This is a genomic window from Streptacidiphilus albus JL83 (genome assembly GCF_000744705.1).
Lineage (GTDB): Bacteria > Actinomycetota > Actinomycetes > Streptomycetales > Streptomycetaceae > Streptacidiphilus > Streptacidiphilus albus.
Map to the genome: position 1 here is coordinate 1546830 of NZ_JQML01000001.1, position 14046 is coordinate 1560875.

Consider the following 14046-nt stretch of genomic DNA (forward strand, 5'->3'; position numbering starts at 1 on the left):
CCGGGGCGGACCCTCCGCCGTCGCCCACCCCGCTGCACCGGCACTGCCGGCCGGGCGGGATGATGATCCGTCATGACGCCGATCATCAACTTGGATCTCACCGGCTGCACCGAGCGCGAGCCCGGGGTGTGGACCGACGAGCGCGGGCTCGTGCTGTCGGTCCACTTCTTCTCGCTCGTGCCCGACCTGCCGGCCCCGCTGGACGAACCGGACCGGCTCCGCCACGCCATGACCCACTCCGTCGCCGCGGCCGGGGCCGGGCTGATCGAGGCCGAGGTCGGCGCCGTGGACGCGGTGCCCGCCTTCCGGCAGTTGCTCAAGGTGCCGCGCCCGCAGGGGCACGGCCAGATCTTCATCGGCTCCTGGACCATCCCGAGGGCCACCTGCAGCACCGTCTTCAAGGTGCAGGCGGCGGAGGGGCAGCCGACCGGGCTCCGCGAGAGCGTGGTCTTCAGCCGCACCGGCCTGGACGGCTACTACAAGCCGCACCCGTACGCCACCGACGTCCAGGGCGGAATCCCGTACCACATAGCCGACTTCGAGGAGTGGGACGGCCTGTTCCCGGACCACGCGCTCAGCCTGGTCCGGTCGGCGCTCCGCCGCATCACCCCGACCCTGCAACTGGACCAGCGCTTCAAGGACCTCCCACCCTTCGCCGGCTGACAGGGCGCGGCAGTACGGGTGCGGGTCAAGCCGGTGCGGTAGGCGGCGGGCAGCTCCCCGTAGCCCTGGGCGGCCGGCCCGGCGACCGGCCGCTGCCCGGCCCGGCTCCGTTTGCGGAGCCGGGCCGGGCCCGTTCTCAGCGCGGCATCGACACGAACGCCAGCAGGGCCAGGGCCGACCCGGACAACTTCACCCCTCCGTCCCGGACCGCCGCCACGGCCTTGTCCATCGGCCACCACTCCAGGGCCATGCCCTACGCGGCCTCGCCAGGCGTCAGGCTCGGGGAGCCGACCACCAGATCGACAGCCTCGAAGAGGTGCAGCAGCTGGGTCGAGCGTGGCATCGGTGCGAAGGTGCCCATGGACCGCCAGGTCCCGGCGGTCAGCCCGGCCTCCTCCTCCAACTCCCGTCGTGCGGCCTCCAACGGGTCCTCGCCGTCCTCGACCAGGCCGCCCGGCACGGACAGTACCTCGCCGTGGAGCGGCAGCGTGTGCCGCACCAAGGCCACGTTCCGCCGGTCGTCCACCGCGACGACCACGACCCCGTCCCGCATGGCGATGTGCTCGAACGGCTCGGTCAGGTAGGTGATCCTCGACATCCCGTCAGGTTGACAGGGCCACCGAGCCCTGCACCAATCAGCAGCTCGGACGACCCCCGGGGGGCGTATCCAGCACCCTGGGCGAGTCCGGCCGCCCAAGGCACGGGGCGAAGACGGTGTCCGGGATGCGCCACCAGCACTGGAACCGGTCGGGGCTACTCGATCTCGATCGGTCCCTCGCGGTGCTCGTCCCGCTCGGGGCGTCGGCCCTCCGGCTCGGTACGGCCCTGGGCGGGGCCGAGGTTCTGCCGGACCGAGTCCAGGATGGTCAGCCCCTGGCCGACCAGCCCGGCGGCGATCTCCCCCAGTCCGTCGGCGCCGTTGAGGACGTTGACATTGGCGCCGGCCAGTCCGGCCGCCGCCTCCTTGACGATCTGCGGCAACTGGTCGATCAGCATCCGGTCCAGCGCCACCCGGTCGTAGGAGGACGCGGCCTCGGCCTGGATCTTCATCCGGTTGGCCTCGGCCGTGGCCAGCACCCGGATCCGCTCGGCCTCCGCCTCGGCCGGCTTGACCACCTCCGCCACCAGCTGCTGCTGGCGCAGCTCGGCGGCCCGCTGGGCCAGCTCGGTCTGGGCGATCAGCACCTCGTGGGTGGCGTGGGCCTGGGCCAGCGGACCGGCCTGGGCGGCCTGCGCCTGGGCCCGGTCGACCTCCGCCGAGTACTGCGCCCGGACCACCGCGGTCTGCCGGGCGTACTCGGCCTGGTTCCGGTCCGCCTCCTGCTGCGCCTGTGCCGAGGCCTGGGTGGCCTGGGCCTGGGCGATGGCCGCCTGCCGCTGGATCGCGGCCTGGTGCGGCGCGGCCATGGCGGCGATGTAGCCGGTCTGGCCGTCGTCGATGGACTGGATCTGCAGCGAGTCGACCGTCAGCCCGATCGTCCCCATCTCGGCCTTCGAGGTCTCCAGGACCTCGGTGGCCAGCTTCTGCCGCTCGGTGACGATCTCCTCGACCGTCATCGAGCCGATGATGGAGCGCAGATGGCCGGCGAAGATCCGGCCGGTCAGCACCGACATCTGGTCCTGGTCGGAGAGGAACCGCTGACCGGCGTTGACGATGCTCTCCTTGTCGTTGCCGACCTTGAAGGCGATCACCGCGCGCACCGTCAGCGCGATGCCCTGGTGGGTGACGCAGGTCTCGTCGACCTCGGCCTCGCACATGGCCAGCGTCAGGAACCGGGTCTTGCGGAAAACCGGCAGCACAAAGGCCCCGTGCCCGGTGACCACGCGGAACGGTGCGGCTCCCATGCCGCGGGTGCCTCCCGAGATGAGCATTGCCTCATCCGGAGCGGGAACTCGATAGCCGAACATCCTAGAAGACTCCTCGGTCGGCGCCGCGGTCAGCCGCGACGGTGGGCGAACCAACCCCTGACCAGCAGCGCGAGTCCCAGCACCACGGCCACCGCGCCGATGACGGCGTACTGGACGTGCCCCGACATCGCCGAGCCGTGCACAGCCCCCGCGCCCTGCGCTATCCACACCGCACCAATGGCCACCAGGACGACCCCGACCACCCCGCGGATCCACATGCCGCACCTCGGTTCCAGCGTCCAGCGGTGGGCGCCGTCCAGCCTGTCCGACGCTCCTACCACCACCGTACGCGCCCGGGGCCCGGAGGGTTCACCGGTTGCGGTCCACCTGCGGTGACCATCCACATGCGGTGACCGGTTACCGGTGATATGTCTGGCATCTGCACCTTTTCTCGCCCAGGCGAGCCGACCAGTGGGAGCGGGAATGACGAACTACCCCTTGCTCAACCTGTTCTGGACCATGCTGGAGTTCTTCATCTGGATCCTCTGGTTCTTCCTGCTCTTCAAGATCCTCGCGGACATCTTCCGCAGCCACGACATGAGCGGATGGGCCAAGGCCGGCTGGATCGTCCTGGTGATCATCCTGCCCTTCATCGGGGTACTGGCCTATGTGATCATCCGTGGCCGCTCCATGGGCCTGCGCGACCAGGAGCAGGCCCAGAAGGCCGACGCGGCGTTCAAGCAGTACATCCGGGACGCCGCCGCGCCACCCACCGAAGGCGTCACGGCGAGCACCGGCACCCGCCATGTGGAGGAGCTCTCCAAGCTGGCCGATCTCAAGGCCAACGGGGCGCTGACCGAGGACGAGTTCCAGAAGGCCAAGGACAAGCTGCTCGGCTGAGAGCGGGAGCGGGAGCGGGACGGCTCAGACCCACTCCTCGCGCAGCCGGTTCTTGAGCACCTTGCCCGCCGCCGAGACCGGCAGCGCGTCCACCAACCGCAGGCCGCGCAACCGCGCGTAGGGGACGACCCGTTCGGCGACGTACGCGGTCAGCTGCTCCTCGGAGACCGGGCGGCTGGGACGCGGCACCACATAGGCGACCGGGATCTCGCCGACCCCCTCGACCGGGATCCCCACCACCGAGGCCTGCGCCACGTCCGGATGCCCGCAGAGCAGTTCCTCCAACTGCTGCGGGTAGACGTTGTATCCCTTGTAGATGAGCATGTCCTTGATCCGGCCCTCCAGGAAGAGGTAGCCGTCGTCGTCGAGGCGGCCGAGGTCCCCGGTTCGCAGCCAGCCCTCGGTGAACTGGCCGGAGCTGAGCTCGGAGTCGCCCTGGTAGCCGTCGGCGACCTGCGGTCCGCGCGCCCAGACCTCGCCGATCTCCCCGGGCGGCAGCGCCCGCCCGGGCTCGTCCAGGGCGCGGATCTGCACCTCGGTGTCGAAGACCGGCAGACCGACCGAGCCGAAGGGCGGCTGCGGGGTGGTCGGCCGGACCGGGCCGAGGGTGAGCGCCATGGTCGCCTCGCTCAGCCCGTAGCCCTCGGCCACCAGCGCGTCCGGGAACAGCCCCCGCAGCCGGTCCAGGGTGACCCGGTCGATCGGCGCCGCGCCGGAGCTGACCACCCGGACGAAGGAGAGGTCGCGCCCGGCCGAGGCGGCGTCCGCCAGCAGCGCCCGGAACATCGGCGGCGAGCCGACGACGGCGTTGGCCCGGTGCCGCTCGACCAGGTCCAGGTAGCGGCCGGGCTCGAACCGTCCGCACAGCACCATCGTCGTGCCCTGGACGACGGAGACGTTCATCGAGGTCAGGCCCATGGCGTGGAACAGCGGGGCAACCGCCACCACCACGCCCCGGCCGACCGGGATGTCGTAGCGGCCGGGCTCGGTGCCGAGCGGAGCCAGCCGGAGCCCGCCGGCCTCGTCCAGCTCCGGCAGCACGGCGCAGCGCCAGCAGGCGGCCTGCAGCGCGTTGGCCAGCGCGTTGCGGTGCAGCACCCGGACCGCCTTGGACCGGCCGGTGGTGCCGCCGGTGAAGCTGAGGTGCGCCAGGTCGGAGCCGTGGCGGGACGCGGCCGGTGCCGGGTCCGCCCGCAACAGCTCGTCCAGCGGCACCACGCCCGGCTCGGCCCCGGCCCGGCCCCGGCCCCGGCCCCGGCCCCGGCCCCGGCCCCGGCCCCGGCCCGGACCTCGGCCTCGGCCGCTGCCGTGGTCAGTACGGTCAGCCGGACACGAGGAGCGGCGGCCCGGCGCAGTACCAGCAGGCTGTCCGGCTGGGTGAGCACGGCGACGACGGCCGCCTCGTCCAACTGCTCGCGCAGCACGCCGGCCGGCTGCGCCGGATTGAGCGGGCTGACCACCGCGCCCGCGAGCAGCGCGCCGTAGTAGCCGACGGCGAAGCCGAGGCTGTTGGGCAGCAGCAGGCCGACGGTCTCGCCGGGCCGCAGTCCGCGCTCGCGCAGGCCCTGGGCCAGCCGGAGCGCCCGGTCGTGCAGACCGGCGAAGCTCAGCGCGGTCTCCCCGTCCAGCAGGGCGGTGCGTTCGCCGTAGGCCCGGGCAGCGCCCGCGAGCAGCGCGCCGACGCCCACGTCGGGGTAGTCGAGGGAACGGGGAAGGTCCTGCGGCCAGGCTCCGGACATGTGGGCGCTCCCAGCATCATCGCGACGGCGGGTCGAATGACCGGCAGACTAGGTCGAATACGGCCGACCCGCCAGATGTCGGACAGCGCCCCTTTCCGGATGCTGTCGACTTTCCGGATGCTGTCGACTCGGCGTCAGCCGGCCGCGAGGTAGTCCCGGGCCAGCCGCTTCGGCGCCCGGTCCAGCCAGGCCTCGACGATCAGCTCCGCCAGCTCCGAGGGGCCGATCCGGTCGAGCCGGACCAGGATCGCGGCATAGCCGTCGAAGTGCGGCGTGGTGAAGAAGACCTCCGGATCCTCGGCGACCAGGCTCCGCTTGACGCCCTCGTCGGCCACCCGGACCGCCAGCACCGGACCCTCCTGGGCGTCCAGCCCCAGCGCCTCCAGGTCCGTCCGCCGCAGCGGTCGCTCCCAGGCGAAGAGCTTGTCCTTGACCCGCCACTGCGCGGCATCGCGCTGCTCCCGCTCACTCGCCTCCGGCAGCGCCAGCGCCGCCCGGCGCACATCGTCCCAGGTCGCCATGGGCAAAAGCCTAGCCCTCCGGCAGCTGTTCGAAGCAGTCGGGAAAGGCAGCCCATAAGTATGAACTGATAAGTCTATACTGAGCATTGTGGACCCCCGCCGCAGTGCGCCGCCCGCCGACACCTCCCCCGCCGACGGGACCGGCGACGACGCGCCCGCCGCCGTCTCCCCCGACGGCTCCGCCCGCGTCGCGGCGGACCTCCGCGCCGCCCTGGGGCCCCTGTTCCGCCGACTGCGGCAGGTGCGCCCCGAGGGCGAGCTCACCCTCGCGCAGACCTCGGTACTGGTCCGGCTGGACCGCGAGGGTCCGGCCAGCGCCACCGAGCTGGCCTCCGGCGAGGGCATCACTCCGCAGTCCATGGGCACCATCGTCGCGGCCCTGCTGCTGCGCGGTCTGGTGGCCAGGGCCGCCGACCCGGACGACGGCCGACGGATGGTCCTCTCGCTGACCGACGCCGGTCGCGAGGGCCTGCTCGGGCTGCGCCGGGAACGGGCGCAGCGCCTGGCGTACGCCATGGAGGCCGAGCTCACCCCCGCCGAGCTGGAGCAACTGGCCGTCGCCATACCCCTGCTGGAGAGGATCACCCGCCATGTCTGAGCCCGCGCCGCCCGCTCCGACCGCGTCCGTACCCTCCCCGCCACCGCGCCCCGGGCACTACAAGTGGGTGGCGCTGTCCAACACCACGCTCGGGATGTTCATGGCCACGGTGGACGCCTCCATCGTGATCATCTCGCTGCCGGCCATCTTCCGGGGCATCCACCTGGACCCGTTCGCGGCCGGGAACATCAGCTACCTGCTGTGGATGATCATGGGGTACCTGCTGGTGACCGCCGTACTGGTGGTCACCCTCGGGCGACTGGGCGACATCGTCGGCCGGGTGCGGATCTACAACCTCGGCTTCGTGGTCTTCACCCTGGCCTCGGTCGCCCTGTCGTTCGACCCCTTCCAGGGCGGCTCCGGGGCGCTGTGGCTGATCGGCTGGCGGTTCGTCCAGGCGCTCGGCGGCGCGATGCTGATGGCGAACTCGGCGGCGATCATCACCGACGCCTTCCCCGCCGAGGAGCGGGGCATGGCCCTGGGCATCAACCAGATCGCGGGTCTGTCCGGACAGTTCATCGGCCTGGTGCTGGGCGGGGTGCTGTCGGTCTGGGACTGGCGGGCGGTCTTCTGGATCAACGTCCCGGTCGGGATCGTCGGCACCGTCTGGGCCTACCGCTCACTCCGCGAGACCTCCGTCCGCCAGCATGCCCGGGTCGACTGGTGGGGCAACCTGACCTTCGCCCTGGGCTGCGGGCTGCTGCTGGTGTCGATCACCTACGGCATCCAGCCCTACGGCACCGACACCATGGGCTGGACCAGCCCGAAGGTGCTGATCGGGCTCTCCTCCGGGGTCGTCCTGCTGGTGGTCTTCGCCCTGGTCGAGACCAGGGTCGCGCAGCCGATGTTCGAGCTCGCACTGTTCCGGATCCGGGCCTTCGCGGCCGGCAACGCGGCCTCGCTGCTGGCCTCGATCGCGCGCGGCGGGCTGCAGTTCATGCTGATCATCTGGCTGCAGGGGATCTGGCTGCCGCTGCACGGCTACGACTACTCGGACACCCCGCTCTGGGCCGGGATCTTCCTGCTCCCGCTGACGGCCGGCTTCCTGCTCGCGGGCCCGCTCTGCGGCTGGCTGTCCGACCGCTTCGGCGCGCTCTGGTTCACCACCGGCGGGCTGCTGCTCTACTCCTGCAGCTTCGTCGGACTGATGTTCCTGCCGATCACCTTCTCCTACTGGGCGTTCGCCCTGCTGATCGCGCTGAACGGGATCGGTTCCGGCATGTTCTCGGCGCCGAACACCTCCGCGATCATGAGCAGCGTCCCGGCCGCCTACCGGGGCGCCGCCTCCGGGATGCGCTCGACCTTCCAGAACTCCGGGATGTCGCTCTCGATCGGGGTCTTCTTCTCGCTGCTGATCGCCGGTCTGGCGAGCAAGCTGCCGCACGCGCTCAACGCCGGGCTGCAGGCCCAGGGCGTCCCGGCCGCCGTGGCCCAGCACGCCGCCTCGCTGCCGCCGGTGTCCACCGTGTTCTCCGCCTTCCTCGGCGCCAACCCGGTGCAGACCATGCTCGGGCCCAGCGGCGTGCTGAAGACCCTGCCCGCCCACAACGCGGCCGTGCTGACCGGCAACCAGTTCTTCCCCAACCTGATCTCGGCGCCGTTCCACCACGGGCTGATGATCGTCTTCGCCACCGCGACCGGGATGTCGCTGCTGGCCGCCGCGGCGTCGCTGCTGCGCGGGGGCTCCGGCGAGCGGACGGGCGCGGCACCGGCGCCGGCGCTGCCCTCCGGGCGCAAGCCCTCCCGCTCCGCGACCGAGCGGCGGTCCTGAGCGGCGCTCCTGAGCGGCCGGTCCTGAGCGGCGGCCTCAGCCGCCGACGGCGGACCCGCTGCGGGCTGCCAGGCGTCCCAGTCCGGCGGTGAGCAGGTCGGTGAGGAAGTCGAAGCTGGCGTCGAGCGGGGTCGGCAGCTGGTAGCCGGTGCCCTGTTCCAGGCTGACGAAGCCGACCACCACCACGCGCAGCGCGCGGACCGCGTGCACCAGCTCGTCGCCGTCCAGCCCGTAGCCGCGCACCGCCGCGTGGGCGGTCCCCAGCAGCCGTCCCACCGCCGCCGCCACCGCCGGATCGGTCTCCTCGCCGCCGACCGGCGGGCTTTCCAGGAGCGAGTGCCGGTACGGGAACTCGTCGGCGTAGCTGCGGTACTCGCGGAGGAAGGCGCGCAGCGCGTCGTCCCCGGCCAGGCCCATCACCCCGGCGCCGATCCGGTCGGCGGCCTCGTTCAGCACCTGCACGGTCATCAGCAGCCGCAGGTCGTCCAGGCTGCGCACGTGCTTGTACAGGGAGGGGGCGGCCACGCCCGCGCGCTCGGCCACGGCCTTGAGGGTCAGCCCGGCGGGTCCGGTCTCGTCCAGGACGGCGAGCGCGTGCGCGGTCACGATCTGCGGGGTCAGCCCGGCTCTGGCCATCGGTGGTTCCTCGTCCCTGCTCGTGGTGGCTGTCCAGTCTGTCCCATGGTCACGCGCCCGGCGCCGCCGGGTCGAAGCCGGCGATCAGGTCGGCGACCTGCCGCGCCGCGTCGACCTGCGGGTGGTGGCCGGAGCCCGCGAGCAGTTCGACCCGGGCGTCCAGCTGCTCGCCGACCCAGCGGGCCTCGGCGGCGGCGTCCGGGAAGTCCGCGTCGGCGGTGCCCATGACCACCAGCATCGGCACCCCGGAGACCCCGGTCCTGGCCCGCGGCAGCTTCGCCTCGGCCGGGGCGTGGGTGCCGGCGCACATCGCGGCGAAGGCCCGGGTGCGTCCCGGCTCCTTCAGGTTCGCGGTGACCTGCGCCAGGTACTCGCTGTAGTCGGCGGGGCGCTGCGGGAACATCTTCGGCCACCAGGTGAACCAGAGCGGGCGGGTGAGCACGGGGCGGGCGATCAGCGCCGCGCTGATCCGGCCGGCCAGGGTGGCCGGAGCGTCGCGGACGAAGGGTCCGGCGAGCACCGCGCCGCGCAGCAGTGCGGGCTCGTCGGCGGCGACGTGCACGGCGCTCGCCGCCGTGTAGGAGTTGCCGTAGAGCAGGGCCGGTCCGGCGTCCAGGTGCCGCAGCAGTGCGGCCAGGTCGCGGCCGGTGGCGGCGGAGCTGTGCTCGTCCCAGCCGGTGTCCGACTCGCCCAGGCCGCGCAGGTCGGTGCTGACCACCCGGTAGCCGGCCTCGACCAGCAGCGGGGCCAGGAAGCGGAAGGTGGCGCGGATGTCGCCCATGCCGGGCGCGAGCAGCACCAGCGGTCCGGAGCCCAGGTCGTCGTAGGCGATGCGCCCGGTCGTGCCGTCGGCGCGCGGGATTTCCAGGAACCGGGTGGCGGGGCGGATGGTGCCGGTCATGTCTTCCTCCGATTGGGGAGCGAGCTTGGCGAACTTCAGTAGCCATTAAGCTACTCAGATTAGCTTCTGGCGTCAACGGGCCCTCCGACCGAACCGCGGCTGTTAGCACGGCACATGCCAGCGGCAACAGACAGCCCCGATCGCACATTCGGATGAAACGGAGGCGGAACCCGTTCCGGCGCGCCTTTGTCATGCGCAGGTGCGCCATTGTCGGCGGGCGATCCGCTCCGCTTTGATCGACGGAGGAGGCTGGCGCACCGGCTGCGCACCGACCGGACCCAGCCCCACCGCTCGGTATCGCCACGCACCCGAATCGGGAGGGCACCGACCTTGACCACCGAAGCAGCACCGACCCCGGCAGCGGCCCAGGCCAGCCTCAGCACCGCCGCCGCCCGCAATCTCGCGACCACCACCAAGACCGAACCCCAGATGCAGGGCATCAGCTCGCGCTGGCTGCTCCGCATGCTCCCCTGGGTCAATGTGGCGGGCGGCACCTACCGGGTGAACCGCCGGCTGACCCACACCGCCGGAAGGGGCCGGGTCGCCTTCGTGCGGACCGGCTCCGAGACCGCCGTCCTCGCCCCCACCCTCCGCGAACTCCCGGCCCTGCACGGGCTGGAGGACGAGGCGCTGCTGGCGGAGCTCGCCTCCCGGTTCACCGCCAGGGAGTTCGCGGCCGGCGAGGTGCTGGCCGAGGCCGGGGCCCCGATCGGCGAGGTCCTGCTGATCGCCCACGGCAAGGTCGACCGGATCGGCACCGGCCCCTTCGGCGGAACCGCCGCCCTGGGCGTCCACGCGGACGGCGACCACCTCGGCGACGAGGTGCTCGGCCAACCGGACGCCACCTGGACGGGCACGCTGCGCGCGGGCACGGCCGGCACCCTGCTCGCGCTCCCGCGCCGGGCGTTCGAGGAACTGGCCGAGCGCTCCGAACCGCTGCGGGACGGGCTCGCCCGCCATCTGGAGGCCGGCGCCCGGCCGGCCAACCGGCACGGCGAGGCCGACATCGACCTGGCCTCGGGGCACAGCGGCGAGCCCGACCTGCCGGGCACCTTCGTCGACTACGAACTCGCCCCGCGCGAGTACGAACTGAGCGTCGCCCAGACCGTGTTGCGGGTGCACTCGCGGGTGGCCGACCTCTACAGCTCGCCGATGAACCAGACCGAGCAGCAACTCAAGCTGACCGTCGAGGCGTTGCGCGAACGCCAGGAGCACGAGCTGGTCAACAACCCGGAGTTCGGGCTGCTGCCCAACGCCGACCACGGCCAGCGGATCAGCACCCACTCCGGCCCGCCCACCCCGGACGACCTGGACGAGCTGCTCAGCCTGCGGGACGGCACCAGTCTGCTGCTGGCCCACCCCAAGGCCATCGCCGCCTTCGGCCGCGAGTGCAACCGGCGCGGCGTCTACCCGGACCGGGTCAACATCAACGGCCACGCCCTGCCGGGCTGGCGGGGCGTCCCGCTCTTCCCCTGCGGCAAGATCCCGGTGGACCGGGGCCACAGCTCCTCCATCCTGGCGATGCGCACGGGCGAGCAGAACCGGGGCGTGGTCGGGCTGTTCCAGACCGGCCTGCCGGACGAGCACGACCCCGGGCTCAATGTCCGGTTCATGGGCATCGACGAACGGGCCATCATCTCCTACCTGGTCAGCGCCTACTACTCGGCCGCCGTACTGGTGCCGGACGCGCTCGGCGTGCTGGAGAACGTCGAAGTGGCGCGCCGCGACGGCTGACCGAGGGGTCCGTGTCCGGTCCGCCCCGCCGTCGGGAGGGGCGGACCGGACACGGGTCGCAGGGGTCAGATCCGGTCGGCCGCGATCAGCAGGTACTGGAAGCTGCCGTCCTTGTAGGCCTCCAGGAACGCCTCCTCGATGCCGGTGGTCACCGAGGAGCGGGCGCGCAGCTCCCAGTAGGGGATGGTGGCCGGGGTCAGGTCGATCACGCTGACCGGCACCAGGCGGTTGGCCGCCATCTCCCGGAAGTAGGTGCTGCGCGGGTGGATGTCGCAGATGTAGTGCGCGTTGATCTGGCTGACGGCCCGGGAGGGCAGGCCGTAGGTGTCGTTGTAGCAGCCGGTGATGGTGACGTACCGGCCGCCGCGGGCGAGCAGCCGGGCGTGCTCCGCGAACAGCAGCGACAGGTCCACGTACATGGTGCTCTCGTTGTTCCAGATGCTGCGGAACGAGCCGGTCTCGAAGCCGGTGTCGAGCATGTTCTTCAGGTGGAACCGGACCTTGTCGGCCACTCCCGCCTGCTCCGCCTGCTCGTTGGCGAAGGCCACCTGCTTCTCGGAGATGGACACCCCGTCCACCCGGCAGCCGAACCGCCGGTTGGCCACGAAGCTGCCGCCGCCGCGCCCCGAGCCGGCATCCAGCAGCCGGTCATCGGGCGTGACCGCGCCGAGGTGGTCGGCCAGCAGGTCGGCCTGGGCGCACTCCAGCCGGTGCAGTTCCTTGATGGTCCGGTCGTGGCGCGTGTCCTCGGGACCTTCGAGGACCGACCAGTCGGCGTCGCCGATGCCGTAGTGGTGGTGGTAGGTGCCGTCCACCTCGCCGAGCAGGAGGTTGACCGGGTTCCGCTCGGCGTTCCAGTACGAAGCGACGGAGCGCTGGTAGGGGCTGACGACGGGCGAATCCTGAATGGCAGTCACGGCTTTTCCTTGTCGCGAGAAGAGACTGGTCACGAACTCAGTGGGACGAGGCGGCCCGGCAACGGGGGCAGGTGGCGGGAACAGCGCTGGGCCGTCCGCCCGTGCGGTCGTGTGCAGCGCACCGATCGGAACCCCTCCCCCATGGCCGCCAAGGCTTCCCGGGGGTATGGATTTCCCGGGCTCCGCCGAATGAACCGGAATGGGAAGGACGGAAAATCGCAGCGCCCGGCGCACCGGCGCGGGCCGGGGCTCGCGTCGCGGACTTCACCACCACTCGTGCAGCAGAGGCAGGTTGGCGATGGTCGAGCCCCGTTCCGACCGGAGCGACCGCCACCGCCGGAGCATTGTCCGGGGCCCGGCCCGGGGATTTCGCTTCGCGGTTCCGGTCGATCGATAGAAAACGAACAACGACACAATATGGCGATATCCGATGGGGCGATAATCCTATCGATACGGCAGGGTGCGACTCCGAATCGTCGGCACTCCGCCAGGCACTACGGGCCCGCAGGCATGAAAGCCGCGGGTGCGGGCATCACCCCCGGCCCGGTCGCCGATCCCCGCCGGGCCGATACTGGATCCTGCGCGGTCGGGAACGGTCCCCGAACGGTGGAGAGACAGGCGGATCCGATGAGCGGCACGACCCCCGTCGAGGTCTCCGACCCCTCCGGCGCCGGTCCGGAGCCGCTGCTCGCCCATGGCATGGGCACGGAGCCGGTCCCGCCGGACTGGCCGCCGCTGACCGGGGCCGAGGTCGCCGACCTGCTCGGCCGCTACCCGGGCGGCGGCCGGGCGCCGGTCCGGGTGCGCTGGCGCAGCCCGCGTCCGCTCTCGGCCGCCGCCCTGGTCGAGTCGGGTCCCGGGCGCACCCTGTTCGTGAAGCGGCACCATGTCTCGGTCCGCCGCCCGGCCGGGCTCGCCGAGGAGCACGCCTTCCTGGCCCGGCTGCGGGAGCGCGGCGCGCCGGTGGTCGAGGTCCTCCGGACCGCCGACGGCGGGACCGCGCCACAGCTCGGCGCGTGGGTCTACGAGGTCCACAGCACCGGCGCCGGTCTCGACCTCTACCGGGACGCGCTGTCCTGGTCGCCGTTCACCGCCACCGGTCACGCCCGCGCCGCCGGCGCCGCGCTGGCCCGGCTGCACCTGGCAGCGGCCGGGTACGACGCGCCCCGGCGCTCGGTGCAGCCGCTGGTGTCGTCCTTCACCGTCTTCGCCGCCGCCGATCCGCTGTCCGCGCTGGAGCGGTACCTCGCCGAACGCCCGGCCCTGGCCGAGGCGCTGGCGGAGCGCCCGTGGCGGGCGGACCTGGCGGCGGTGCTGCTGCCGTTCCACCGTCGGCTCGCACCACTGCTGGGGCGGCTCCGGCCGCTGTGGACCCACAACGACTGGCACGCCTCCAACCTGCTGTGGACCACGGAGGGCCCGGAGGCCGAGGTGGCGACGGTGCTGGACTTCGGGCTCAGCGACCGCACCACGGCGGTGCACGACCTCGCCACCGCCGTCGAGCGCAATGTCGTGCAGTGGCTGGAGCCGGGCTTCCCGGTCCGGCTGGACCATCTCGACGCGCTGCTCGACGGCTACACCTCGGTCCGCCCGCTCGACCGGGCCGAGGCCGAGGCGCTGCCCCGGCTGCTGCCGCTGGTCCATGCCGAGTTCGCGCTGTCGGAGCTGGGCTACTTCCACGGGATCACCGGCTCGGCGGAGAACGCGGAGCTGGCCTACGCCTACCTGGTCGGCCACGCCGCCTGGTTCGCCGGCCCGGACGGGACCGCGCTGCTGGAGCACCTGCGCCGGAGGCTCACGCCCGGCCTCGGCTGAGGA

Annotated in this window: 14 protein-coding genes and 1 pseudogene; 6 read left to right on the top strand and 9 right to left on the bottom strand. The window is 72.4% G+C overall.

Annotation, left to right across the window (positions count from 1 at the left end; translation table 11 throughout):
• Positions 1 to 72 precede the first annotated feature (72 nt).
• Positions 73 to 663, top strand: a complete 591-nt coding sequence (locus BS75_RS06770) for a hypothetical protein (protein WP_034087553.1) — start codon at positions 73 to 75, stop codon at positions 661 to 663.
• 253 nt (positions 664 to 916) lie between these two features.
• Here the strand turns inward: BS75_RS06770 and BS75_RS43240 are convergent, their stop codons facing one another.
• From BS75_RS43240 to BS75_RS06785, 3 genes are all read right to left on the bottom strand, one after another.
• Positions 917 to 1261 (bottom strand): NUDIX domain-containing protein, encoded by a 345-nt coding sequence (locus tag BS75_RS43240; protein ID WP_052069249.1) that lies wholly within the window; start codon positions 1259 to 1261, stop codon positions 917 to 919.
• Between the two features lie 155 nt (positions 1262 to 1416).
• On the bottom strand, positions 1417 to 2571 hold the full coding sequence (locus BS75_RS06780; protein WP_034087554.1) for an SPFH domain-containing protein: 1155 nt from the start codon (positions 2569 to 2571) through the stop codon (positions 1417 to 1419).
• Positions 2572 to 2600: 29 nt separating this feature from the next.
• Positions 2601 to 2789, bottom strand: coding sequence for a hypothetical protein (locus BS75_RS06785; protein WP_034087555.1), 189 nt, complete (start codon positions 2787 to 2789; stop codon positions 2601 to 2603).
• A gap of 205 nt (positions 2790 to 2994) precedes the next feature.
• Here BS75_RS06785 and BS75_RS06790 point away from each other — a divergent pair, with 205 nt between their 5' ends.
• Entirely contained in the window at positions 2995 to 3411 is a 417-nt protein-coding gene (locus tag BS75_RS06790) for an SHOCT domain-containing protein (protein WP_034087556.1), read from the top strand.
• Positions 3412 to 3435: 24 nt separating this feature from the next.
• On the opposite strand, the gene BS75_RS51360 is transcribed toward BS75_RS06790, so the two are convergent.
• The 3 genes and pseudogenes from BS75_RS51360 to BS75_RS06800 all read right to left on the bottom strand — a co-directional run bounded on the left by BS75_RS51360 (position 3436) and on the right by BS75_RS06800 (position 5671).
• Complete coding sequence (locus BS75_RS51360; RefSeq protein ID WP_052069250.1) at positions 3436 to 4629, bottom strand: class I adenylate-forming enzyme family protein; 1194 nt, start codon at positions 4627 to 4629, stop codon at positions 3436 to 3438.
• A gap of 149 nt (positions 4630 to 4778) precedes the next feature.
• Positions 4779 to 5150: pseudogene (locus tag BS75_RS51365) on the bottom strand (AMP-binding protein); the annotation flags it as partial.
• Between the two features lie 134 nt (positions 5151 to 5284).
• A complete protein-coding gene (locus BS75_RS06800; protein WP_034087557.1) occupies positions 5285 to 5671 on the bottom strand; it encodes an MmcQ/YjbR family DNA-binding protein in 387 nt (128 codons plus the stop codon).
• A gap of 88 nt (positions 5672 to 5759) precedes the next feature.
• Between BS75_RS06800 and BS75_RS06805 the strand changes: the two genes are divergently transcribed.
• Both BS75_RS06805 and BS75_RS06810 read left to right on the top strand, forming a co-directional pair.
• Positions 5760 to 6269 (top strand): MarR family winged helix-turn-helix transcriptional regulator, encoded by a 510-nt coding sequence (locus BS75_RS06805; RefSeq protein WP_081982147.1) that lies wholly within the window; start codon positions 5760 to 5762, stop codon positions 6267 to 6269.
• Entirely contained in the window at positions 6262 to 8040 is a 1779-nt protein-coding gene (locus tag BS75_RS06810; protein ID WP_042440260.1) for an MFS transporter, read from the top strand. The genes BS75_RS06805 and BS75_RS06810 overlap by 8 nt, the downstream gene beginning before the upstream one ends.
• A gap of 36 nt (positions 8041 to 8076) precedes the next feature.
• Here BS75_RS06810 and BS75_RS06815 read toward each other — a convergent pair whose 3' ends face one another.
• Positions 8077 to 8676, bottom strand: coding sequence for a TetR/AcrR family transcriptional regulator (locus tag BS75_RS06815; protein ID WP_034087558.1), 600 nt, complete (start codon positions 8674 to 8676; stop codon positions 8077 to 8079).
• Positions 8677 to 8725: 49 nt separating this feature from the next.
• Positions 8726 to 9577 carry an alpha/beta fold hydrolase gene (locus BS75_RS06820; RefSeq protein ID WP_052069252.1) on the bottom strand — a complete coding sequence of 284 codons (852 nt, stop codon included), beginning with the start codon at positions 9575 to 9577 and terminating at the stop codon, positions 8726 to 8728.
• Positions 9578 to 9907: 330 nt separating this feature from the next.
• Between BS75_RS06820 and BS75_RS06825 the strand changes: the two genes are divergently transcribed.
• Positions 9908 to 11311, top strand: coding sequence for a family 2B encapsulin nanocompartment shell protein (locus BS75_RS06825; protein ID WP_034087559.1), 1404 nt, complete (start codon positions 9908 to 9910; stop codon positions 11309 to 11311).
• Between the two features lie 65 nt (positions 11312 to 11376).
• Here BS75_RS06825 and BS75_RS06830 read toward each other — a convergent pair whose 3' ends face one another.
• Positions 11377 to 12228, bottom strand: a complete 852-nt coding sequence (locus BS75_RS06830; protein ID WP_034087560.1) for a geranyl diphosphate 2-C-methyltransferase — start codon at positions 12226 to 12228, stop codon at positions 11377 to 11379.
• Positions 12229 to 12855: 627 nt separating this feature from the next.
• Between BS75_RS06830 and BS75_RS06835 the strand changes: the two genes are divergently transcribed.
• Positions 12856 to 14043 carry a phosphotransferase enzyme family protein gene (locus BS75_RS06835; protein ID WP_231607697.1) on the top strand — a complete coding sequence of 396 codons (1188 nt, stop codon included), beginning with the start codon at positions 12856 to 12858 and terminating at the stop codon, positions 14041 to 14043.
• Positions 14044 to 14046 lie beyond the last annotated feature (3 nt).

What these genes read in the sequence shown, in the direction of transcription:
- BS75_RS06770 (WP_034087553.1), top strand. Translation starts at nt 73, where the DNA reads ATGACGCCGATCATCAACTTGGATCTCACCGGCTGCACCGAGCGCGAG.
- BS75_RS06800 (WP_034087557.1), bottom strand. Translation starts at nt 5,671, where the DNA reads ATGGCGACCTGGGACGATGTGCGCCGGGCGGCGCTGGCGCTGCCGGAG.
- BS75_RS06815 (WP_034087558.1), bottom strand. Translation starts at nt 8,676, where the DNA reads ATGGCCAGAGCCGGGCTGACCCCGCAGATCGTGACCGCGCACGCGCTC.
- BS75_RS06810 (WP_042440260.1), top strand. Translation starts at nt 6,262, where the DNA reads ATGTCTGAGCCCGCGCCGCCCGCTCCGACCGCGTCCGTACCCTCCCCG.
- BS75_RS43240 (WP_052069249.1), bottom strand. Translation starts at nt 1,261, where the DNA reads ATGTCGAGGATCACCTACCTGACCGAGCCGTTCGAGCACATCGCCATG.
- BS75_RS06790 (WP_034087556.1), top strand. Translation starts at nt 2,995, where the DNA reads ATGACGAACTACCCCTTGCTCAACCTGTTCTGGACCATGCTGGAGTTC.
- BS75_RS06785 (WP_034087555.1), bottom strand. Translation starts at nt 2,789, where the DNA reads ATGTGGATCCGCGGGGTGGTCGGGGTCGTCCTGGTGGCCATTGGTGCG.
- BS75_RS06820 (WP_052069252.1), bottom strand. Translation starts at nt 9,577, where the DNA reads ATGACCGGCACCATCCGCCCCGCCACCCGGTTCCTGGAAATCCCGCGC.
- BS75_RS06780 (WP_034087554.1), bottom strand. Translation starts at nt 2,571, where the DNA reads ATGTTCGGCTATCGAGTTCCCGCTCCGGATGAGGCAATGCTCATCTCG.
- BS75_RS06835 (WP_231607697.1), top strand. Translation starts at nt 12,856, where the DNA reads ATGAGCGGCACGACCCCCGTCGAGGTCTCCGACCCCTCCGGCGCCGGT.